The sequence below is a fragment of the Enterococcus sp. BWB1-3 genome (genome assembly GCF_016745275.1).
Taxonomy (GTDB): Bacteria; Bacillota; Bacilli; order Lactobacillales; family Enterococcaceae; genus Enterococcus_L.
Window position 1 is genome coordinate 47,424 of sequence record NZ_JADOEP010000021.1, and the last position, 23,748, is coordinate 71,171.

Here is a 23,748-nt window from a genome sequence, read left to right on the forward strand (position 1 = left end):
GGTGAATAGTTTCTCTGCTTTTATACAACTTGTTTTGTTTAAAGAAATGATGAACAGATTCACTGACAGAGTTCTCAGACCTATCTTAGTATGTTGAAAGGAAGCTGCTTATATGAAAATTGGATTTATTGGAACAGGAAACATGGCAGGTGCAATCGTACAGGGAATTGTTGCCCAAAATTTTGTAAAAGGAGAAGAGGTTTATCTCTTTGATATTCTGACAGACAAGGTTCAGGAGCTTGGCTGTCAGATTTCTGGAAATATCTGCTCTTCAGCAGCGGATGTTATCAAGCAGGCAGACGCAATTGTTCTTTCTGTAAAGCCGAATATTATTCAAAAGGTCATGGAAGAGACAAAGACAATTTTGCTGGATAAAAAACCGTTGCTGATTTCAATTGCTGCTGGAACAACTTTAGATAAATTAGCCGGACTTGCTGGAACAAATGATCTGCCGATTGTTCGTGTGATGCCCAATGTCAATGCGATGATCGGAATGGGTGCAGCTGCTGTAACCGGTAATGAGACCGCATCCAAAGAGCAGGTTCAGTATGTTGTGGATTTGTTTAATGCAGTCGGAAAAGCTTGGGAAGTAGACGAAAAAGATTTCTCTGCCTACACTGCGTTGGCAGGAAGCTCTCCGGCCTATGCGTATCTGTTTATTGACAGCTTGGCTCGTGCTGGTGTTAAGCATGGATTGACAAAGGATAAAGCATTGGAATATGCAGCACAGGCTGTATTGGGCAGTGCGCAGATGATTATGGAGTCAAAAGAAAATCCATGGACCCTGATTGATAGAGTTTGTTCTCCTGGCGGTACGACGGTTGCCGGATTGCTGGCTTTGGAAGAAGAAGCATTCATCTCAACCATTGTGAAGGGAATTGATGCAACCGTAGCCAGAGATGAAGAAATGAAAAAAATGTGAATTTCAACAAAACATGATGGGCGAATCTGAAAACAACGGAGGAAATAGGTTCGCTCCCACGTATCACCGAATACTCAGCCCATGTTAGGGGGACATACAAGACGTGCCAACGCTTTTCTAAATAGACGCGTTTGTAGGAAGAATCGAATAAGGTGAGGCTTGTAGATACAAGGATTTTCTGTAGTAAACATCCATTTAGTGGGATGTATGATTCGTTCCTCATAAGTAAAAAAGGAAAAGTTTCAGATGTATGCTTAGACACTACTTCATATTCAGAGAAAAGTTTTTGAATTTTTTTTCCCGTATCAGCCAAATCAACAACCTGCAGCATTTCGTCAATCATTGAATAATCATGAATCCCTTTCTGGATACAGATGATTTTCATGTTTTCGTAAGCAGACAGCTTTGCGTAGGCAGCGGGTTCTTCAATTACAGCAACAATAGACTGTAGCGCCTGAGAGTAGCCAGTTTTTTTTACTTTTTCCCATTAAGATGATTTTGCCGCCGGATTCTCTGGAAAGACCAGTAATTCGTTTCATAAGCATTGTTTTTCCTGAATCGTTACATTCAATTTAATCTATAATTATCTCCTTTTTTGATTGTTGATGAGACAGTCCTCAATGCATGCTCTTTTCCTAAGCGTTTCGATTCATTTTTTAATGAGTAAGATAGGCTCATTTATAGTTATTCGCTCTTTCTTGTACTGTATTTTATGAATGTCTACTCTTTTTTTGGAATTGCTCCGTTTCTTTCAATATCTTTCCTGTAACAGTTGTTCTTAGCCAATTCTTAAATCATCAATAAAATGGGTTCACAGAACATAGGAAGAAAAAATTCAATGTTCATTTTTCGGAAGCGTCCCCAAATAGGAAGAGGTATACTAACTAAGTGTAATAAATGATTCAGTATTAATTCAGCATCAATCACAAAAGTCAGCTATTCTATTTTTCGGCAACAGTACAATATAAAAGGAAAAAGCAAAGGCAGAGAAGCTGAATGGAAAAAGGAAGAGGGAATTTAGATGATTACCGAAGAAGCAGTAAGAAAAGAATTTTATCAGGCGCTGCTTGAACGAAAAACAGAATATGATGGGATTTTTTTCGCGGGAATTAAAACGACAGGTGTTTTCTGTCATGCCACTTGTCCAGCACGCAAACCTAAATATGACAACTGTCAGTTTTATGAAACAGCAGAAGAAGCACTTTTGTCAGGCTTCAGACCTTGTAAACGGTGCCGACCATTATCATTTCCTCGTGAGATCCCTGAAACGGTTCAGAAAATGGTGGATTTGGTAGAAGCCCAGCCGGAAAAGCGTTGGAAGGACAGTGATTTTTCAGCACTTGGGATTCACGCTGCGACAGCCAGAAGACAATTTAAAAAGGTGTATGGAATGACATTTGTACAATATGCCAGAGCAAGAAGGATGGGGATCGCAATGAAAACAATCAAGAATGGCGAAAAAATTATAGATACACAACTGGATATGGGCTATGAGTCCACCAGCGGATTTCATGATGCATTTACAAAAATTATGGGAAGAAAACCTGTTCTTTCGAAGGCAATGAAAGTATTGTATGCAGATTGGGTGGATACTGTTTTAGGTCCGATGATGAGTATAGCGGATGATGAATTTCTTTACTTATTGGAGTTTGTCGATCGCCGCGGCTTGGAACGGGAAATTGAACGGTTGAGAAACCGGCTCAGTGCCCAGATCATTCCAGGAAAAACAGCGGTCTCAGAGCAAATTAAAAGAGAGCTGGATTTGTACTTTAAAGGAGTGCTGACAACATTTAAAACACCCATCACTTTAATGGGATCAGATTTTCAAAAAGATGTCTGGCATCAGTTGCAGTTGATTGAACCAGGGCAAACCTCGACATATAAGGAGCTGGCAGAAAAAATAGATAACCCTAAAGCTATTCGAGCAGTGGGGACTGCGAATGGAGCGAATCAGCTGGCAATTATCATTCCCTGCCATCGGGTGATTCAAACCGGAGGGGGGCTTGGCGGATATGCTGGTGGGCTGGAAAGAAAACGCTGGCTGTTGAATCATGAAAGGAAGAACAGAATGAAGTAAATTTATGTAGGGATAAGCGGATAAATGAATCTTTCAGAAAACTTTGGAAGGTTCGTTTTATTTTTCTGTTCGTCATATAAAAAATAGCTTAGAAGTTTTTCAAGTTTTCAAGATAATAAGCAATTGTAAGCAGCTTTGTTTATTTCAACGTTTTAATATGTCAAGATACGATGCGTAAAAGTAAATTTTATACTCTGGCATACAGCTTTTCTTACAGTTGAATTGTTATTTAAATTTTGAGCTTTTTGTTTGGATTCATTCGTATTACATGATATAATTTTTTCGATTAAAGAAAGGGAGAATAGAAATATGTTATCAAAAAAATTAGCATTAGTAGGTTTAGCAGGAGTAGCAACTTTGGTATTGGGAGCATGTGGAGCAGATAATGATACTTCAAGCGACTCAACATCAACTTCAGAAACAACAGAAGTAAGCTCAACAAGCAGCAGTGCAGATGTGGTTTCAACTGCTTCAATCAGTGATGATCCTGCAGTATTGGAAGCAGCATTGTCAGCAGACGGCAACTGGCTTATCGCAGCAACAAGTGATGTAACCTTTGAGTCTGATGTAACAGTTGCCGGAGAATTCCATGATAAAGGGGAAGAAAGCGGCGACATCTACAGAAAACTGGCATTGTATTCTCAAGATGCAGATCGTAATGTGACTGCAGAATACACAATTACAGTTCCAACATTGACTGTAGAATCTGAAAACTTCAATATCGTTCACGGTACAGTGAAAGGTGATATCGTTGTTAAAGCAAATGGCTTTGTTTTAGACGGAGCAACAGTTGAAGGTAACGTTGTGTTTGAAACACAAGAATATCAAGATTCAGCAGACGTAACTAAAAATGATTCATCTGTAACAGGAACAGTGACAGTCAGCGAATAATTTTATTTGAGAGATTGTTAATAGCAGTAATTTAAAAAAGATGGGAGATAACTCTAAGAGTCTTCTCTTATCTTTTTTGTGTTTAAGCGGAGAGTGTAAAAAAATCGTGTAAGTAACCCCTATCCTGGGAATGAGGTTGCTTTACGATTTTTCTTTTCCTGCAATAAAGGAGAAAGGGGATGAATCCATGGCGAAAAAGAAACAGAATCATGTCCCCGTAAAGCTGGCTGAATCCATTCTGAATGTTTACAAATCTTACCAACCTGAATCCGTTGAGGATATGCAGGAAACACTAAAAGACACGTTTTGTCCGTTGTTTGAAAAGATACTGCTGGGAGAGCTAACGAAGTACTTAGGCTATGACACTCATTTAAAATAAGACAAAGAACACGGAAATCAACGCAATGGTTATGAAAATAAGGTGCTTAAAACTAGTTTTGGTGAAATGTCTGGAATGGCAACCCTTTTCTTTTGCTAAAAAACACCAGTGAAATGAACCTTTTTCAGGTATTTCATTGGTGTTTTTCTATGGACCTATGTCATAGTTCTGTTTTCTATAAAAAATTAACTCTGAAACAGATGATTTAGACAGTTATCTATTTTCTATACAAACCTGTTTCAAATAATCAAACGTTAATTCTTTTGTAGAGGCAACCAAGGGGATGTCTGTGCCTAAATCTTCTGTTTTTCCAACGCCCACCGGCAAAGCGCCGCTTGCTTTGATTGATGCAATACCGGCCTGTGCATCTTCAATACCAATGCAGTCTTTTGCTTCCAGACCAAGCTGCTGTGCAGCAGCCAGATAAATATCCGGAGCGGGCTTCCCGGCTGCAACGGATGCAGGATCAACAATTGCATCAAAATAGCCTGAAAGCTTCATTTTATCCAAAAGCGTTGGGCCATTTTTACTGGCAGAAGCCAAAGCAATTTTGATTCCTGCTTTTTTCAGTTCTTTCAGCAAGTCCAATATTCCGGGATAGACATCAGCGGGGGATACCTGTTGAATCATCGTTACATAGTTGTCATTTTTTTCTTTGGCCAAGGACGCAAATTCTTCTGCCGTATAGCGGTCAGACTGATCTCCATGTGCTAGAATCAGCGCAAGTGAATCTTCTCGGCTAACTCCCTTAAGCTTTTCGTTAAATTTTCTGTCAATGGTAATTCCCAACTGATCAGCCAGTTTTTTCCAGGCACGATAGTGGTATTCGGCTGTATCTGTTATGACGCCGTCTAAATCAAATAGTACGCCTTGAAACATAAGATGATTCCTCCTCTATAATGTGTTTGTTCTATTTCTGTCACTGATGCATTCTGCTGATTACTGGATTTACTCATGGAAACCTGCTTTGCTCATCGTGAGAAATTGCTGCACAGAGCAGTGGCAAGATAGAATCCAACTCCTCTTTAACAGTTTAAGCTGAAAAAAGCATACCTCCTTTTTTGTTAAATTTCCATTATTTCAGTCTCTACTTTAATAATAAGTGCAAACGATTTCGTTGTCAATTTTAAAAAATAGCCTTCTAATCTTTGATTTCAGTTGTTTTAATGGTTTTTAAAAGAAAAATCGTGTTGTTGTTTACTTTTTATAAAGCAAGATATATAATTAATAACGAAAACGGTTGCGCTAATATCGAATAATTACTGTTCATTTTTAATGTCTTAAGCAATTATCGTGTGTTTATTAAAGAAGAGGTGGGAGAATGTGAAAAAATATTTTAATTTTGAATTTCTGCAAAAATTTGGAAAGGCTTTAATGGTCGTTGTAGCAGTGATGCCGGCTGCCGGACTCATGATCAGTCTGGGAAAATCACTTCCGTTAATTAATCCTGATCTTGGAGCACTGGTCACTACAGGCGGTGTTATCGAAAACATCGGTTGGGCAATTATCGGCAATTTACATATACTTTTTGCATTAGCCATTGGCGGGAGCTGGGCGAAAGAAAAAGCAGGCGGTGCTTTTGCTGCTGGAATTTCATTTATTTTGATTAATCGAATAACAGGTTCTATTTTTGGGGTTACTTCAGATATGCTGAATAATGAAGACGCTTTTACTCACACGTTATTTGGAACAAAAATTATGGTGAAAGGATTCTTTACCAGCGTACTGGAAGCGCCTGCATTGAATATGGGGGTTTTTGTTGGAATTATTGCCGGCTTTGTCGGAGCAGCAGCCTATAATAAATACTACAGTTACCGCAAGCTGCCGGATGCTCTGTCCTTTTTTAATGGTAAACGTTTTGTGCCATTTGTGGTAATTATCTGGTCTGTACTGGTATCACTGCTCTTAGCAGTAATCTGGCCGACTATTCAGGCAGGGATTAATAATTTTGGCTTGTGGATAGCTCAATCACAGGAAACAGCTCCTGTCCTTGCACCGTTTTTATATGGAACGCTGGAACGTTTGCTGCTGCCATTTGGGCTCCATCATATGCTGACGATCCCTATTAATTATACGCAGTTGGGCGGCACTTATGAAATCCTCTCGGGAGCGCAGGCGGGAACTCAGGTATTCGGCCAAGATCCGTTGTGGCTGGCATGGGCAACTGATTTAGTTAACTTGAAAGATGCTGGTGATGCCGGTCAGTATGCTTATGTTTTGGAAAATTGGACACCGGCCCGTTTTAAAGTCGGGCAAATGATCGGTTCATCTGGAATTTTGATGGGGATGACATTGGCAATGTATCGAAATGTTGATGCAGAAAAACGCCACAAATACAAATCTATGTTTGTTTCCGCTGCTTTAGCTGTTTTCCTGACCGGTGTAACTGAACCGCTGGAGTTCATGTTTATGTTTGCGGCAGTTCCGTTGTATGTTGTGTATTCTGTGATTCAGGGTGCGGCTTTTGCCATGGCGGATATTGTCTCTCTCCGAGTACATTCATTTGGCAATATTGAGTTACTGACACGGACGCCGATTACAATTAAAGCTGGACTGGGAATGGATTTGGTTAATTTTGTAGTTGTCACAGTGCTGTTTGGTGTGATTACTTATTTTGCAGCGAATTTTATGATTAAAAAATTCAACTTTGCGACACCGGGCAGAAGCGGCAACTATGAAAATGAAGGTACTGAAAGCTCAAATATTGACGGGACAGTAATGAACGCCGATCAGCAAATCATCAATATAGTAAATCTGTTGGGTGGACGTGAAAATATTGCGGATGTTGATGCGTGTATGACAAGATTGAGAGTTTCCGTGAAAGATCAAGAGAAAGTCGGAGATGAGCAGTATTGGAAAAAAGCCGGTGCAATGGGCTTGATTTTGAAAGATAATGGTGTACAGGCAGTTTATGGACCTAAAGCGGATGTGCTGAAGTCGGATATTCAAGATTTATTAGAATCAGGTGTCAAGATTCCTGAGACTGATTTTGAACAGGAGTTTATTAAGGCAGCAACAAGTGTATTTAGCCATACCGAAGAAGCTTCAGGGCTTATAAAAGAATTGAGAGCTGTTGCAGACGGTGAAGTGATTTCAATCGAAGAAGTACCTGATGAAGTATTTTCACAAAAGATGCTGGGCAACGGCTTTGCGGTCGAACCTGTATCAGGAACCGTCTATTCACCAATAGATGGAGAAGTAGTCAGTGTTTTTCCGACAAAACATGCGATCGGACTGAAAACAGAAGAAGGCTTGGAAGTACTGATTCACATGGGTTTGGATACCGTTGAAATGAAAGAACCAGCTTTTGAAATCTTTGTTCAGGTTGGACAGAAGCTGGCAGCAGGAGAAAAAATAGCGCACGCCGACTTGGCAAAAATCAAGGCTGAAGGGAAAGGAATTACGATAATTGTCGTCTTTACCAACAGTGAAAAAGTTCAAAAATTTACACTGGATAAAAAGGGGAGGCAATCAGGAAAAACAGTGATTGGCTCCGTAACAGTATGAATTAGATATAAAATTTAATAGGAACCTGAAAATTAAGAATTATTGATTTTTTGTTATGCATGCTGTGTTTTATTGTAAAACAGTAGAGGCGGCATACTGTGATATTTTTAATAATTCAATGAAAGTCGCAGCAGCTTGGAAAAAAGAAAGGACTGAATTGATGCGGGTAATGACCTTAAATACACACAGCTGGATGGAATCAAAGCCTTTGGAAAAACTCGAAGTACTGACAAAAGTAATCCTTGAAAAAGATTATGACTTGATCGCATTGCAGGAGGTTAATCAGCTGACTTCTTCGGAAACTGTTGAAACAGACGCTTATTTTGATACAGGAGCTCTTGCGGAGTATACGATTCATGAAGACAACTTTGCTTTTCTTCTTGCAGAAAAACTAAAGACGGCGGGCACTTTTTATTACTGGTCATGGATGCCTGTGCATCTGGGGTATGGGCAATATCATGAAGGATTGGCACTGTTTTCTAAAGTACCTGTTAAGGCTCAAGGGGCTATTGTTTCAAAGGAAAAAGAGTTTTCTGATTATCGGACGAGAAAGCTTCTTCTGGGCAGAACTGTTTTAGATGGACAAGAGATTCTAGCAATCTGCTGTCACTATTCCTGGTGGTCAGAAGAAACAGCGAAGGGATTCCAATACGAGTGGGGGCAAACACTTAAATTATTGGATAAAATCAAGTGTCCAAAACTTTTATTGGGTGATTTTAATAATCCAGCTGAGTATCAGCAGGAAGGGTATGAGTTAGTAACTAAAAGCTTTTTAGATAGTTATGCAGCTGCGGATACAACGAATAGTGGATTTACTGTATCTAAAGCAATAGATGGCTGGTCCGGTAATCAGCAGCAGCTGCGAATGGACTACATTTTCAATGATGAAAATTTCTATGCCGAAGCCTGTGAAGTTCTTTTTGATGGACGAGGAACCCCGATAATAAGCGATCACTATGGAGTGGAAGCAGAGCTGTTCTTCTCAGAATTAATAGAAAAAGAAAATAATACGGTCAAAGCAGAAGCGGAAAGTCTCTATTAGTTGAATTTCCATATTTTTCGCTAACAATCTTATTATATTAGTCGTTGTCGAAGCTGTTTTGTAAATAAATGAAACACGCTTCGAAATACCGTTAGTTCAAGAATCTTCTATATTAATTTCAAAAATTGGGGGTAAACTCAAATCTATTAGTATTGACAAAGCAACCGTTTGCATTTATTCTTATTAAGATAATGACAGAATTTTCTATAAATAATGAATGATTCTTCAATAATAATAAAGAGGGAAGAACTATGAGTGTGACAATTAAGGATGTAGCCAGAGAAGTAGGGGTGGCGCCTTCAACTGTTTCGAGAACGCTGCAGGATCATCCAAGTATTTCAAAAGAGACGAAAGAGCGTGTAAGAAAAGCCATGGATAAGCTTGGGTATGTTCCAAATGCCTCAGCGCAAAATCTGGCGAAGAAATTTTCCAATACAATTGGCGTTGTCTTCCCTGTTTTATCTTCTGATGACAGGAAGAGCAATCCTTTCTATCTGGAAGCAATTACGGCTATGAATCAGGAGGCGGGGAAGCAGGATGTGACTATCTCATTTGCTTCGGGTGAGACGCAGGAAGAACTGTTGGAAAATGTTCAGCTGATGTATAAACAAAAACGAGTGGATGGTTTTATTCTGCTGTATGTCAGAAAGAATGATCCGGTCTTACAGTATCTGGTTGAACAGAGCATCCCTTATACGGTGATTGGTCAGCCCTATCAATACAGCAACGGCACCAGTTGTGTGGATAATGACAATCAGCTTCTGGGAAGAACAGCCACGCAATATTTGATTGATAAAGGTCACAAAAGAATTTTATTTGTGACCAATTATGAGAAAGAAAATGTGTTTCAGGAACGCTGCTATGGGTATCAAAAATCAATGGAAGAATCTGGTTTAGAGCCATTTCCTTATGCAGTGTTGAAACAGCCGAGTGATTATATAGAATTTGAAGAAACGTTGAAAAAGTTGAAGCCGACAGCCTGTATGGCTATTGATGATATGTTTGCCTTACGTGTAATTCAGCTGGCTAATTTGTATGGCTATAAGGTGCCGGATAATTTATCGGTGATTAGCTTTAATAACTCAATTTTCACCACACTGATTCATCCCTATATCACCTCTATTGATATTCACACGGAAGAACTTGGAAGGATAGCGGTACAACAGTTTATTCAGCAGCTTAAAGCTCCGCAGGCAATGAAGCAGAAAGTCCTGATTCCGCATACATTGATTGAAAGGGAGACGGTGTTGGACAGGGCAAAAGCATAAAAAAATTTAGTTGAAAATCCGTGAGTTCAGAAATTTTATTGTCTGGCTTCATGGATTTTTCAGCTTTAGAAGTGGTTGAAAGGTTCTAAGCAATTATCGTTTCCAGCGCCCAACTAATTGTATCATTAAAGACAGTCTGGTATTCCTTTACTGTTTTTTGTTTGTAATCAAGTGATCGCTGATAATTAGCAGCGATACCACGTTCAATATAATTTTGGAACGATGCAGAATCTATCGGAAATATATCTTATCTTGAAAAAGCTGAAAATAAGTAAAATATAAAGATTTAGCAGGGAATCTGAAAGGTGAACGGAAATAATTTCTCTTCAGGTTTCTTTTTTGAGGATACGGCCAAAAGCTGTGTAGATGATTTAATAAATATTTTTTTGTAAAATTGTGTATAACTGAGCATAGATAGAGTAAGATTGTTTTGTATACATGTTTGTTAGCTGTTGGAGAAAGTTGTTTATGAAAGGACAGAAAAAAATGAAGCTGATTTTAGATAATGTAACTAAAGGATTTGATGGGAAAACCGTATTGGAAAGTACTGGCTTTACTTTTGAAACAGGTAAGATTTATGGATTATTAGGACGTAATGGAGCGGGGAAGACAACGCTGTTTAACTGTATCTCCCGTAATCTTGTTCTTGATGGAGGAACAATTGGTGTCGAACGTGATGGAATGATAGATACTGACTATGAAAATACTGAAATCGGATTTGTTTATACACAACCACATTTGCCGGCTTTTATGACCGCTTATGAGTTTGTAAAATTTTTTATTGAGATAAACAGCGCTCGAATAAAAAAGCCAAAAACACCTGAGGCTTATCTGGATTCAGTGGGAATTCAACAGGAAGATCAGCATCGTCTGCTCAAAGATTTTTCTCATGGGATGCAGAACAAAGTGCAGATGCTGGTGACATTGATGATTCAGCCTCCGGTACTGTTGTTGGATGAACCGCTGACATCTTTTGACGTGGTGGCAGCTCACGAAATGAAGGAACTTATTTTAGAGATGAAAAAAGAGTCCATCATTATTTTTTCCACACATATTTTGCAGCTGGCGCAGGATCTGTGCGATGAAGTGGTACTTTTACATCATAAAAAGCTCAGTCCAGTCGATTCTTTCAGAATTCATGATAAAGATTTTGAAGAGGAAATTGTGGATTTGTTATCAGATAAAGCTGCTGAGCAGCCTGTTGAAGAAAGCGGGGAGTGAAGATGAACAGCTTAAAAGTTTTTCTGAGAAATTACTGGTTCTTTAAACAGACTAAAATTGCATCTAAAGTAAACGGTCTTCTTTATTATTTGAAAAAGCTGCCTTTTTTAGGAAAGCATATTCCTATTGAAATTTATAAAAGCTATGGGATCAAAGAGGGGATTGCAATACTGGTTTTGATTTTTGATTATCTAAACAGCTTCTTAGCCAAATTTGTTTGGCTGGGTATGTATTTGGGCTTTGCTTACTTGGTACGAACATTTATTTTTGGAGAGCCTTCAGCGACTTTCTTTGATGTGCAAACAATGAATTTGGGTCTATTCTTTTGGTTCGTTTTCGTACCGATTTTCCTGGGCTTTTACATAGGCTATTCTTTTACAGCAGAGAAGCCGCTGGTTGATTTTATTGAACAATTTGGCTTAGCCAGAACGACCGTCGTTCGAGGAAATATGCTTTTAAACACAGCCATTCAAATGATTGCTTATATTCCGGCAGCGCTGGTTTACGGGTTTATTCTTGGCAACCCCCTGGCAATACTTTTCTTTATTATACTTTCTTATGCAGGGCTTAACTACGCCTTTAGATACTTGGGCCGTATTATTTTTACTTGGAATCTGTCGAAACGTGTCCGTCTCATTTTAGGAACAATTGCGGCTTTTGTGATTTTAGGATTTACTGTGATATTTGTATGGATAAGGCTTTTTGAGATGCTTATACCATTTCTGACGTCAATGATTGGGAATAGCTTATTTTTAATTTTTCTTATAATCGTCCTGTATCAGTTGCTGTATTTCAAAAAGGAAAATGAGTACCTTTTATACTGGATTAACCAGGCAACGATTAGCCTTGAAAAAATAGCAGAGCAGGCAAGTGACAGAAATTCTTATGTTGGTGAAGGTCTTGCTATGCAGAAAAAACTGACAATGACAGCAACTAGCCAGTTTGAGCATTTGAAGGGCAATGAATATTTGAATGCCTTGCTTTTCAGTCGTTACAGAAGTATTTTGAATAAAGCCCTAAGGTTTCGCTTTTACTTTATTGGAGCTGCATGGGTTCTTGCAATGATTGCCAGCTTTGCGGGGTTGTTTAAACAAGTAACGGCACATGAAATGACGGCGACATTGCCCATCCTCTTTTTTCTGATGTATCTGATGACTTTTGGGAAAAAAGTAGTCCAAATGGTTTTTGTAAACTGTGATGTATCGATGCTGTATTATCCGTTTTATCGGGAGTCAGGGACAATCTTAAGAGGATTTAATTATCGTTTCAGTCAAACATTCTATTACAATGGTATTTTATCTTTAGGGATCTTCAGTGTCTACCTGCTGCTGAGTGCGATGAATCAGTTTTTCCTGACATGGGAGTTTTTTGGAGTACTTATTCTATTGCTTGTATCACTTTCTTTGTTGTTCTCATTTCACGAGCTGTTTGTGTATTATTTGCTTCAGCCGTTTACAGGAGATATGGCAATTTCGAACCCTCTTTATAAAATAATTGCAGGGATTTTCTATGGAGTTTCTTATATGAATACACAGCTCCAAGTAACCGGTTTTTATTATGCGCTGGTTGTTTCAGGACTAAGTTTGCTTTATGTAGGAATCGGATTTATTGTTATTTATAAGAAAGCACCTCAAACCTTTAGAATTAAATCCTAGAGAAAGAGAATTGAAGAATGAATATAGAGACTGTGACAAAAGTATGTCTGAGATCCCTAAAACCGAATAAACGGTGTTCCAGTCTTTGTATGATTCGAGCATTCGAAGAAGCGTAGAAGCAAAGCCCCTCCATGCTTCGAGGATCGGAACGAAGTGAGAACCGTAGACGCAGAAGTTGTCTCTTCGGAAATAAGTCGAACTATACTGAAAATATGAGTAGCTCCAGGGAGGTATCAATTCACAGCTAGTCATATTATGACTAGTGTTCCTTGACAATTTTCGTATATTCCGACTTATTGTCATAAATCACTACGATTGACTCGTCAGAGTAGATGATGCATGATACCTACCTGGTTCTTGAGACAGAACACTTCTGTCACAACCTCTTTTTTGAAGAAAAAATGAACTGAAGCACAAACAGAATAATTGTAAAAAGCGTCTGCTGCTATAGTTTTACAAACAAAAAAAGCCTGACAACATAAATTGTCAGGCTCGAAATTTAATGGTTTAATTAAGCTTTGTTAACGTTAGTCGCTTGAGGGCCACGTTGACCATCTTCGATATCGAAAGTAACTGCTTGACCTTCTTCTAAAGTTTTGAAGCCGTCACCTTGAATAGCTGAGAAATGAACAAAAACGTCGTTTCCGTTTTCAGCTGTGATAAATCCAAAGCCTTTGTCTGAGTTGAACCATTTTACTGTACCTGTTTCCATAATAAAAATCCTCCTTATGTTTCCATAAATATTTTGCAATTACTTGAAGGGTGAAAATGTGGAGGATGTTTACTTTAAAATGAAACAACTACACATATACTACCGAACAAAAACTACATCTATTACTATAACACAGAAACTTTGATTTGCATAGAGAATAGCTGACTTATTAAATTTTTCATTAGTATAAAAGAAGTTTGTTACTATTGTTATTTTTTCTGTTATAATACAAATATGTTAAGCGATAAATATGAAAGCAAAACAGAAATCACATTGATGAAATCTATTCCGAAGGCGCAGTCTTGGAGCTGCATAGATTTGAAAGCAGGAAGGGTTCAAGTTGTATAGATGAGATTGATTTTTCGTTAGCTAATAGATAGTTTTTACCTGATTTTCTAACTAATACAATATTTGATCTACCTTAATAAGAATACTTAACTAGTACCCGGAATACTGACAAACCAGTATTCCGGGTACGTCTAATTTCAGAGGATAATTTATAAACTTTATTTTATAGAAATGTGTAAATAAGCTGTACTATACAAATGAAGAACTATTTTATAGGAAGGAGATGGGGATGTATGATGAAGAATGAAGAAATTCAATTAGTTAAACCACTGACAAATTCGGGACAGGGCTATAATGATGTGAATCAACATGTTAAAAAGTATCGAAACATAGTAGCTCGGGAATGTAGAAAGTAAAATTTTCAGATTAATTCTCAGGATGAATACAAGCCTGATACATTAAAAGACTTGTTTCATCATTTAGGAGATGGCTGTTATATTGAATCAAATTTCTTTGTGAAATTTAAGAAACTATCTGCATATAAATACTTGTCTAATGAAAAAGCAAGTGTTGTTTCAAGAGATGGATTTATTTTTTTATTATATTTGTAATTGAGCCCAAAATATGTAAAAGGAACTATTTACTTTAAACTGGTGTGAATCGCTCTTTTGCTTTTATATTCCCCATTTTTTAGTGCTTCAGCAGCCGAAAGTAAAATAAACAGTTTCTTTCATTGGCAGCTCTTTTTTAAAATAATAAATGTTAAAAAATTTGCAGTATAAAAAAGCAAGCCGCTGATGAATAACAACGACTTGCTTCACTAAGCCTACTTATTCTAATATCGTAAGATTCCCAACAGTGATTTTTCATCTGGTGAAGATGGCTGGTCAAGGACAAAAACATTTCCACCCGTTTCAATCACTTGATAAGCAGTATTGTTTAAAAGCTTGCGGTAATCGAATTCTTTTGATGTCATTTTATTTGTCTCATTCACAAAATTTGATGTTGAAATAAAGAAATGTGACAGACGACCTTCTGCTGCTGCAGGTACAATGTCTACCATTTGATCCAGAAATTTCTTATCCAAAAGCTGATTGTTATTTTGGGTCTGTTGATTTTCCAGCTCCTGATTAATTTTTTTCGCTCCTGCTTTGATGTCTTTTATGGAAGCTTGAGCAGGTGAGAGTGAAACAGAAGGTGAGGCTTTAAAGTACGGATTTTTTGCTACTTTCTTAAATATTGTTTGGTTCTCAGGCAATGCATATAAATAAATTGGAAGTTTATTAGGGTTATCAAAAGTATCTTTTAAATAGGCATCAATTGCCTGATAGTAATTTGTCCAGTCAATTTCCACCTCTTCGTCTTTTGGGTTTACCCCGTGGTAGATAACGCCTTCTTTTCCTGAATTGGCAGCACTGGCACTTCCTCTACTGGAGTAATTTAAGTTTCCACCGGTTAATTCATCACCTAAAGTGCTTACCATGTCAGTCGGTGCAGTTTTAGGAAGCTCGACTGCTGATACTTCATGATTGTTAACCAGATAAATTGACAAGGAATCTCTGTTTAGTGCAAGAAGATAATAGTTATGAGCAAATTGATTATCTTTGATAATACCAAGCAGATAAGGTTTCTTACCAACATAGTACTGATTGTCTACAGGGACATTTTGTTTATAAATAAATGTTTGATCCCTGGTGAATATAATAGTGAGACTTTTGGTATTATTACGCCAGAATGCTGCATCTGCTTCTAATGTATCGATTTTTTCCTGAAATGGTGCCCAGTCAAAGTCGCTGAAACGTTTTTCAAAGCGGGCTTTTGCAGACTTTCCAAGGTTCTTAAAAGCCAGAATATCTTTATTGACATCCTGGTGGGCGACATGCACATTCAATACAAATGTGACAAAAGGACCTTGAATTTTATCCGAGAACAATTCATTAAAACGAGTTTTTCCATTATCTGACATAATCAATTCCTCCTATAGTGAAATGTTTTCTATCTATATAAAAAGTGTAGCATAGAGGGGCTAAAGTAGAAAATGATATGATTAGACATTGAAGATATATATTCTATTCTTTTCTCATGGAAATTTTAATAAATCCATATGGATTCCTCATGTGATTCTCTATGGTTTATATTAGAATTGAGCTATGCCAATTATCCCGAATTGGTTTTTCATACTTACTCCTACCAAGAGTAAATAACAACCTTCATTTCCACCACATTACCCGATGTGGTGGTTTTTTGCAGCTTTTTTTCAAAAGCTTTCTGTCGATGCTTATTTGTGTTTAAAGATTTTTCGGTTTTAATGTTAGTATATTCAATAAATTCTTATATGAAGTCAATTTGATATGCAGCGCTTCAAAGCAAGCAATAATGAGTTCTTGTATTTCCAAGATTTTTTGATGGACAGATAAAAATGCCTCTATAGGGATTCTCTCTAATTAGAATAGAAAGTCATCCGTAATTTTTTCGCAAATCTCCGTTCTTATATTTTGATTCTTTGAGTATTTGAAGATAGTCTCAGAAGCAGTTCATTCTGCACCTCTCACAGGTAATTTTCTTTATCATAAATTATACTATATTATTATTTAATAAATCAGCAGGAATATTACTGCTCAGTTATTTTTGAATCAATGTTTTTTTACTTCAAATCAATCCTGTACTAAAATGTTTTTTTTCTGTTATACTTTTAAATAGAAGATTGAATGAACGAAGAGATCGTTATTTCTAAAGTGAAGAAGGGAGAATTAATAATGAAGTTGATTTTTCATGGACATTCTTGTGTAGAAATACAACTGGACGATGGAACCAATATACTGTTGGACCCCTTTATTACCGGGAACCCTGTATCAGATTTAATTGCTGATGAAGTGGAAACAGATGTAATTCTTGTTACACACGGACACGATGATCATATTGGCGACATGATTCCTGTCGGGAAACGAAATAATGCGAAAGTAGTAAGTATAGTGGAGATTGCTGAATTTGCTGCTGAACAAGGACTTTCCAGCCATGGAATGAATCTGGGAGGGAAATATGATTTTCCATTTGGACGAGTGACATTTGTCCCGGCGTTACACAGCTCCTGCTACAAGTTTGAGAATCAGAAGCTGTATATGGGAGAACCTGCTGGAATTATTTTTCAGGCTGAAGGAAAGACAATCTATCATGCGGGAGATACTGCACTTTTTTCAGATATGAAGTTGTTGGGTGAGCTGTATGAGATTGATGTGGCTTTTCTGCCGATTGGCGATAATTTTACAATGGGACCGGAAACAGCTGTGATTGCCGCAGATTATTTAAAAGCAAAAATAGTCGTGCCGATTCATTACAATACGTTTGACTTAATAAAGCAGGATGCGGAAGCCTTTGTTCAGAAGTTGAAAAACAACTCAGGGAAAATATTGGCAGTCGGTGAAATGATTGAACTCTAGGAGGATAATATGGCGACAAAACATGATCAGATTTTACAGCATATTGAAGGTTTACCGATTGGCGATAGAATTTCAGTAAGAAGTATTGCAAAAAATCTTGGTGTCAGTGAAGGAACCGCCTATAGGGCAATCAAAGATGCTGAAAACATAGGGCTTGTTTCAACCATTCAGCGGGTGGGAACAATTCGTATTGAACGTAAGCTGAAAAAGCATATTGAAAAATTAACCTTTGGTGAAGTTGTTCGAATCATTGAAGGCGATGTTCTGGGAGGTTCAGGCGGCTTAGATAAAGTTCTCAACAAGTTCGTTATTGGAGCTATGACCAAGAAGGCGATGCTGCGTTATATCACTCCCGGCTCCCTGATGATTGTAGGAAACCGGGATGAAGTACAGAAATTGGCTTTGGAAAATGGCGCAGCGGTCCTGATTACTGGTGGTTTTGATACAACAAAAGAGATTGAAAAGCTGGCTGATGAATTGGAAATGCCGGTTTTACGGACTACTTATGATACATTTTCAGTAGCAACTATGATCAATCGGGCTTTAAGTGATCAGCTGATTAAAAAGGATATTATGCTGGTCAGTGATATCTATACAACACTTGAAAAAACTAATTATTTAACAGTATCCAACACAGTAGCAGACTACAAGCATTTGTCAGAGGAAACGAAACATTCCCGATTTCCTGTTGTAAATAAGAATATGCGTCTGGTGGGCATCATTACAGCAAAGGATGTAATCGGAAAAAATGATACTATGCTGATGGACAAAGTTATGATAAAGGAACCAATTGTTGTTAAGAAAACAATGAGTGTAGCTAGTGTCAGTCATCAGATGATTTGGGACGGACTGGAGGTCATGCCGGTTGTCAAAGATGATTTTTCCTTGGTGGGTCTGGTTTCCCGTCAAGATGTGATGAAGGCAATGCAGCTGGTACAGCGGCAAACTCAAATTGCAGACACGATTTCTGATCAAATTTCAGGAGAAATTGTGACTGTAGAAGAACAGAGTCCTGAAACCGGGAAGCTTGAAACTCCGTCTTTTAAGTTCCGGGTAACACCGCAAATGGTTAATAGTGTTGGGACGATTTCTTTTGGTGTTTTAAGTGAAATTATTTCAAATGTAACACAGCGGACAATGGTCGTGAACCAGAAAAGAAACGTACTAATTGAACAGATTAACCTTCATTATTTACGTCTGATTCAGCTGGAAAGTGATTTGAATATCCGTCCAAAAATATTGGAATTAGGAAGACGTTCCGCAAAACTGGATGTGGAAATTTATCTGGAAAATGCAATCGTGGCTAAAGCCATTGTTGTCTGTCAGGTTATGGAACGGTCGTAGGAGGGGAAGTAGCAGTATGAGTGTGAGAAAGGATATTTTCTCAACAATAAAGAACTATGAAACGATAATTATTCATCGGCATCAGCGGCCGGACCCAGATGCAATCGGCTCTCAGGTTGGATTGGCAGAAATTCTTCGTGCCAGCTATCCAGAAAAACGAGTGTATCAGGTGGGAGGAGCTGTCGAAGGACTTGAATTTTTAGCAGAAATGAATGAAATTGAAGATAGCATTTATAAAGATGCGCTGGTTATTGTTACAGACACAGCAAATTCGCCAAGAATCAGTGATGATCGCTATTCTTTGGGGGATAAATTAATCAAAATAGATCATCATCCGAACGATGAACCTTACGGAAATCTTGTTTGGGTAAATACCGAAGCCAGCAGCTGCAGTGAGATGATTGTTGATTTTTATGATGAGTTTCAAGATGAGCTGGTAATGACAGATAATGCCGCACGATTGTTATATGCGGGAATTGTAGGAGATACAGGACGATTTCTTTATCCGGCAACAACGCCTCACACACTGGAAACAGCAGCTGAGTTGAGAGGCTATTCTTTTGATGCGACCGGTCTTAACCGTAAGCTGGAGGAGATGTCTTTATCTGTTGCCAAGCTTGCCGGATACGTTTATCAAGCGTTGGCTGTTGACGAGCAGGGAGCGGCTCAGGTGATTATTTCCAATGAACTTTTAAATGAAAACGGCATTGTTGATGCACAAACAGCAGCTATCGTAGCTTTGCCTGGTGCTATTGATGAAGTACTTGCATGGGGGATCTTTGTTCAGCAGCCTGAAGGCTATTATCGCGTACGGTTGCGCTCCAAAGGTCCTGTAATAAATGAAATTGCCAAGCGGCATCATGGCGGCGGACATCCGCTGGCAAGCGGCGCAAATGCCAGAGATATGGAAGAAGTCAATGTCATCTATCGGGAAATACAGGCGATCTGTAAGGCATTTCGCAAACAGCAGATAAAATAGGGTTGTTTAAAAATTAGCATTTTTAAAAGAAGAAAATTGATAAGCTTGTGCAATATATACTGAAAAAAGAACATTTTTGGAGTAGTCGATAAATTATTCTCTTAGAGCAGTTTTTATTTTAGTAAAGTAATAAGAAGTGTAATTTATTTCTATCTTTCATTTTTCAGTTAAGTAAGCTAAACTTATACGGGTATTGGTTTAAAGAAGGGTCTTGAACCAAAAAGGATTAGTTATTACAGCGCTAATCTCAATAAATACGAATAGCCCGCTGCATAGAAGCAAGTGGAGACTGACTGAAAGAGGAGATAAAATGGATACTTTGCCAAATTGCCCGGAGTGCGGGTCCGCGTATACTTATGAAGATAGGGGAATGTTGATTTGTCCGGAATGCGGTCATGAATGGACTGCCGGTGAATCAGTGGAGGAAACGGGGCTTGTTGTTAAGGATTCCAATGGGAATGTCCTTGAAGACGGCGACACGGTGACAGTCATTAAAGATTTAAAAGTGAAAGGAGCCAGCGGAGCTATCAAGCAAGGAACAAAAGTCAAAGGGATTCGTCTGGTTGAAAGCAGCGACGGCCACAATATTGACTGTAAAGTAGATGGTTTTGGACCGATGAAGCTGAAGTCTGAATTCGTGAAAAAAGCTTAATAAAAAAATCCTTCCTGCTAAACAGCGTGGAAGGATTTTTTTAACAAGTTAATCATAGAATTGTTTAGAAGCAAAAAAATGGTAGTTTAATCGTCAGTCAATTCTATTTCATAACAGCTCTACTTTTGCTCAGGATGTCCATGTTTTCTCGATTGTTGGAATAGATAAATCCGTTTAATTCCCCGCCCGCTGTTAAGTATGACTAAAAGAATACCGATAATTAAAGGCAGCCATAAAATTTCGGGAGGATAACCATAAAGTTTATAGGTATCTATGTTGGAAGTCCAAAGGGTTTGCTGCACCTGAAAGCTGAACAGGGTCATAAATGTAGAAATCAGTAAAAGAATGAATCCTATATAGTAATGAATGCTTGTTTTTATTCTGACTAATTCGAAAAAAAGATATAAAATCATTAAAAATATCGGTACACCAAATGCAAAATAGCTGTTTAGCATAATCTATCCCTCCCTTTTCTCTATAATAACTTTAACCAGTATATTTTTCAAAAATTACTTTCTTTCAACAATCATCAGAAATGACAAAAGTACATTTATTCTATAGACTGTAGAGGAGAAAGCGGGGAAGATACAATGTATATTTACGCAGGACCAATTAGGACAGCACTGATTATTTTTCCTTTTTTGGCATTTGCGATATCCTTTATTTTTATTATCTATGAATATCGAAAGTATGGTACGTTTCTTTTTTGGAGGGCACTTATTTTATATTCATTCGTATTCTATGTGCTGTGTGCTTATTTTCTGGTGATTCTGCCATTACCGCCTAGGGAAGAAGTGGCACATTATACCAGTCAGATCATTGAATTGCGTCCGTTTTATACCGTTGTTCGTTTTTTTACTGAAACAACCTTGGTTTTAGGCGATCCAAATACTTATATACCTGCTATGAAACAGGGGGTAGTTCTTGAACCGCTTTTCAACATTGTACTTTTAGTACCATTAGGTATTTATCTACGCTATTATTTTAAATTTTCATTTAAAAAAGTCGTTCTGACAGGTTTTCTTCTGTCATTGTTCTTTGAGCTGACACAACTTAGCGGACTGTATCTTATATATCCTCGTTCTTATAGGCTGGCAGACGTAAATGATCTGATCAATAACACATTGGGAAGTATGATTGGATATGCCATTACTCCTTTGTTTACTTTTTTGCTGCCAAGCAGAGAAGAGATTGATGAAGAAGCATATAGAAAAGGAGCACAGGTGACGGTTTTCAGGCGGCTGTCTGCTTTCGCTATTGACTGGTTTCTAATAGGTATTGTTCAAGCCATTATTACGACAGTCCCTCGCTTTAGCAGTCAATATCGGATGTGGGACGATCAGGTACATCTTTCTGACAATCGAATTTGGTTTTTTCCAATTGTCTTAATTGTCTTTATGCTAATTCCGACATTCACGAATGGTCAGACTATGGGAAAAAAGATTGTAAAAATCAGGATTGTGGAAGAAGGGAAAGCTAAAATCAGTTTTCAGGCGCTGTTTTTACGCTATGGTTATCTGTATTATATTTTTCAGTTGAGCAGTATCTATGCTTCTTATGCTGATGTATGGTTAAATTTAGCGAATCCAATACTTCAAGCCGTGAGCTTGATTCTGTTTATTTTCAGTCTGATTATTATTCTAATGTTCATATTCAGTATTGGTTATTCAATTTTGAAAAAGCAACGGCAGTTTTTTTATGAACGGGCCAGCCACACGTATACAGTCAGTACAATTACACCAAATAAAAAGTTTGAAAAAAGCACAGAGGAAGTATAGATTTTGTGTTATAATGCTTGAGGGCTAACGTAGAAAAAAAGAAAAGAGGTGGGGAAAATGAGTTCATTCGAACAATTTCAATTTCAACCATTTATCATGAAAGCTTTAGAAGAAAAAGGCTTTAAAGAGCCGACAGAAGTACAGGAAAAACTAATTCCTGTAATCAACAAAGGAAAAAGTGTGGTAGGTCAATCACAAACCGGCAGCGGTAAGACACATACCTTTTTACTGCCGTTAATGGATAAAATCGATCCGACTCTTGATGAGGTTAGTGTAGTCATTACAGCACCCAGTAGAGAGCTGGCTGGTCAAATCTATCGTGAAGCGGTGCAAATCGCTCAGTTTAGTCAACCGGAAATACGTGTAACAAATTTTGTCGGCGGTACAGATAAGCAGCGTCAATTGGCTAAGCTTGGAAATCAGCAGCCTCATGTGGTCATTGGTACGCCGGGACGTATTTTAGATATGATTAATGAACAAGCGTTAAAAGTGCATACTGCATCTGCTTTTGTTGTCGATGAAGCAGATATGACGCTGGATATGGGCTTTCTTGAAGAGGTGGATCAAATCGCAGGAAGACTGCCTGCTCATCTGCAAATGATGGTTTTTTCAGCGACTATTCCAGAAAAATTGCGTCCATTCCTTAAAAAATACATGGAGAACCCAGTCGTTGAACATATTAAACCAAAAGCCGTTATTTCTGAGACGATTGATAATTGGCTGATTTCGACAAAAGGAAAAGACAAAAATCGCCTGATTTATCAGCTGCTAACAATAGGTCATCCCTACTTGGCGATTGTTTTTGCCAATACAAAACAGCGTGTGGATGAAATCACTGAGTTTTTAAAAGGACAGGGATTGAAAGTAGCAAAGATTCATGGAGATATTACGCCCAGAGAGCGGAAACGTGTGATGCGTCAGGTTCAGAATCTGGAATTCCAGTATGTTGTGGCAACAGATTTGGCTGCCAGAGGAATTGATATTGAAGGTGTATCACATGTAATTAATGCAGAAATTCCTGCAGAATTGGATTTTTTCATTCATCGGGTAGGGCGGACTGGAAGAAACGGCTTGGAAGGTACAGCGATTACGTTGTACGAGCCATCTGATGATTATATGATTACTCAGATTGAACAGTTGGGAATAAGCTTCCATCCTAAAGAAATTAAAAATGGCGAGATTGTAGAAACTTATGATCGTAACCGTCGTACAAAACGAGTGAAATCAAAAGATGAGCTTGATCCAACATTGATTGGCTTGGTGAAAAAGAAGAAGAAGAAAATCAAACCAGGCTACAAAAAGAAGATTGATCGTGCGATTTCGGCCAGCAATAAACAGAAACGTAAAGTTGAACGCCGACAGCAAACGCGTACAGCGAGAAAATCAAAAAAGAATTCAAATCAGTAAACTATTACGGCTCTATAATATCTAGTGTTGGTGGCGTGATTGTCACTGACACTTTTTTCATTTTGAAAAAAAAACAGGAAAGACATCTTGAAATCCAGTAGAATTAAAGTCGACAAAAACCAATTCAAAGGAGTGTTTCAAGATGTCTCAGTCAAATCATATCAAAGAATTCTTAGATATTCTAGACCT

Annotated in this window: 18 protein-coding genes and 1 pseudogene; 15 read left to right on the plus strand and 4 right to left on the minus strand. The window is 38.0% G+C overall.

Going from position 1 to position 23,748, the window contains the following annotated elements:
* The first annotated feature begins 112 nt into the window (after window positions 1-112).
* From proC to IW492_RS13530, 4 genes and pseudogenes are all read left to right on the plus strand, one after another.
* Window positions 113-922: a pyrroline-5-carboxylate reductase gene (proC, locus tag IW492_RS13515; RefSeq protein ID WP_202068170.1), complete on the plus strand. Its 810-nt coding sequence runs from the start codon at window positions 113-115 to the stop codon at window positions 920-922.
* 1,021 nt (window positions 923-1,943) lie between these two features.
* Window positions 1,944-2,999, plus strand: coding sequence for a bifunctional transcriptional activator/DNA repair enzyme AdaA (locus IW492_RS13520; protein WP_202068171.1), 1,056 nt, complete (start codon window positions 1,944-1,946; stop codon window positions 2,997-2,999).
* 309 nt (window positions 3,000-3,308) lie between these two features.
* On the plus strand, window positions 3,309-3,890 hold the full coding sequence (locus IW492_RS13525) for a polymer-forming cytoskeletal protein (protein WP_202068172.1): 582 nt from the start codon (window positions 3,309-3,311) through the stop codon (window positions 3,888-3,890).
* 187 nt (window positions 3,891-4,077) lie between these two features.
* Window positions 4,078-4,338: pseudogene (locus tag IW492_RS13530) on the plus strand (transposase); the annotation flags it as partial.
* Window positions 4,339-4,482: 144 nt separating this feature from the next.
* Here IW492_RS13530 and pgmB read toward each other — a convergent pair.
* On the minus strand, window positions 4,483-5,148 hold the full coding sequence (pgmB, locus tag IW492_RS13535; RefSeq protein ID WP_202068174.1) for a beta-phosphoglucomutase: 666 nt from the start codon (window positions 5,146-5,148) through the stop codon (window positions 4,483-4,485).
* Between the two features lie 444 nt (window positions 5,149-5,592).
* On the opposite strand from pgmB, the gene IW492_RS13540 reads away from it, so the two are divergent.
* The 5 genes from IW492_RS13540 (at window position 5,593) to IW492_RS13560 (ending at window position 12,962) form a co-directional block, all read left to right on the plus strand.
* Window positions 5,593-7,776 carry a PTS transporter subunit IIBC gene (locus IW492_RS13540; protein WP_202068175.1) on the plus strand — a complete coding sequence of 728 codons (2,184 nt, stop codon included), beginning with the start codon at window positions 5,593-5,595 and terminating at the stop codon, window positions 7,774-7,776.
* Between the two features lie 55 nt (window positions 7,777-7,831).
* Window positions 7,832-8,818 (plus strand): endonuclease/exonuclease/phosphatase family protein, encoded by a 987-nt coding sequence (locus IW492_RS13545; protein ID WP_229441253.1) that lies wholly within the window; start codon window positions 7,832-7,834, stop codon window positions 8,816-8,818.
* A 251-nt stretch (window positions 8,819-9,069) separates the two neighbouring features.
* Window positions 9,070-10,086 carry a LacI family DNA-binding transcriptional regulator gene (locus IW492_RS13550; RefSeq protein ID WP_202068176.1) on the plus strand — a complete coding sequence of 339 codons (1,017 nt, stop codon included), beginning with the start codon at window positions 9,070-9,072 and terminating at the stop codon, window positions 10,084-10,086.
* Between the two features lie 486 nt (window positions 10,087-10,572).
* Window positions 10,573-11,307 carry an ABC transporter ATP-binding protein gene (locus IW492_RS13555; protein WP_202068188.1) on the plus strand — a complete coding sequence of 245 codons (735 nt, stop codon included), beginning with the start codon at window positions 10,573-10,575 and terminating at the stop codon, window positions 11,305-11,307.
* A 2-nt stretch (window positions 11,308-11,309) separates the two neighbouring features.
* Window positions 11,310-12,962: a hypothetical protein gene (locus IW492_RS13560; protein ID WP_202068177.1), complete on the plus strand. Its 1,653-nt coding sequence runs from the start codon at window positions 11,310-11,312 to the stop codon at window positions 12,960-12,962.
* Window positions 12,963-13,473: 511 nt separating this feature from the next.
* Here IW492_RS13560 and IW492_RS13565 read toward each other — a convergent pair.
* Together IW492_RS13565 and IW492_RS13570 are read right to left on the minus strand one after the other, a co-directional pair.
* On the minus strand, window positions 13,474-13,674 hold the full coding sequence (locus IW492_RS13565; RefSeq protein ID WP_086275065.1) for a cold-shock protein: 201 nt from the start codon (window positions 13,672-13,674) through the stop codon (window positions 13,474-13,476).
* 1,123 nt (window positions 13,675-14,797) lie between these two features.
* A complete protein-coding gene (locus tag IW492_RS13570; protein ID WP_202068178.1) occupies window positions 14,798-15,928 on the minus strand; it encodes a baeRF6 domain-containing protein in 1,131 nt (376 codons plus the stop codon).
* Window positions 15,929-16,718: 790 nt separating this feature from the next.
* Here IW492_RS13570 and IW492_RS13575 point away from each other — a divergent pair.
* From IW492_RS13575 to IW492_RS13590, 4 genes are all read left to right on the plus strand, one after another.
* Entirely contained in the window at window positions 16,719-17,399 is a 681-nt protein-coding gene (locus tag IW492_RS13575) for a metal-dependent hydrolase (RefSeq protein ID WP_202068179.1), read from the plus strand.
* Window positions 17,400-17,408: 9 nt separating this feature from the next.
* Window positions 17,409-18,743 carry a DRTGG domain-containing protein gene (locus tag IW492_RS13580; protein ID WP_202068180.1) on the plus strand — a complete coding sequence of 445 codons (1,335 nt, stop codon included), beginning with the start codon at window positions 17,409-17,411 and terminating at the stop codon, window positions 18,741-18,743.
* A gap of 16 nt (window positions 18,744-18,759) precedes the next feature.
* The gene (locus IW492_RS13585; RefSeq protein WP_202068181.1) at window positions 18,760-19,722 is read left to right on the plus strand and encodes a DHH family phosphoesterase; all 963 of its coding nucleotides are present in this window, start codon (window positions 18,760-18,762) and stop codon (window positions 19,720-19,722) included.
* A 310-nt stretch (window positions 19,723-20,032) separates the two neighbouring features.
* Complete coding sequence (locus IW492_RS13590; protein WP_202068182.1) at window positions 20,033-20,374, plus strand: zinc ribbon domain-containing protein YjdM; 342 nt, start codon at window positions 20,033-20,035, stop codon at window positions 20,372-20,374.
* 119 nt (window positions 20,375-20,493) lie between these two features.
* Here the strand turns inward: IW492_RS13590 and IW492_RS13595 are convergent, their stop codons facing one another.
* A complete protein-coding gene (locus tag IW492_RS13595; RefSeq protein ID WP_202068183.1) occupies window positions 20,494-20,829 on the minus strand; it encodes a hypothetical protein in 336 nt (111 codons plus the stop codon).
* A 135-nt stretch (window positions 20,830-20,964) separates the two neighbouring features.
* Here IW492_RS13595 and IW492_RS13600 point away from each other — a divergent pair, with 135 nt between their 5' ends.
* Both IW492_RS13600 and IW492_RS13605 read left to right on the plus strand, forming a co-directional pair.
* Window positions 20,965-22,152, plus strand: a complete 1,188-nt coding sequence (locus tag IW492_RS13600; RefSeq protein ID WP_202068184.1) for a VanZ family protein — start codon at window positions 20,965-20,967, stop codon at window positions 22,150-22,152.
* Between the two features lie 57 nt (window positions 22,153-22,209).
* Window positions 22,210-23,559, plus strand: coding sequence for a DEAD/DEAH box helicase (locus IW492_RS13605; RefSeq protein ID WP_202068185.1), 1,350 nt, complete (start codon window positions 22,210-22,212; stop codon window positions 23,557-23,559).
* Window positions 23,560-23,748: the final 189 nt, after the last annotated feature.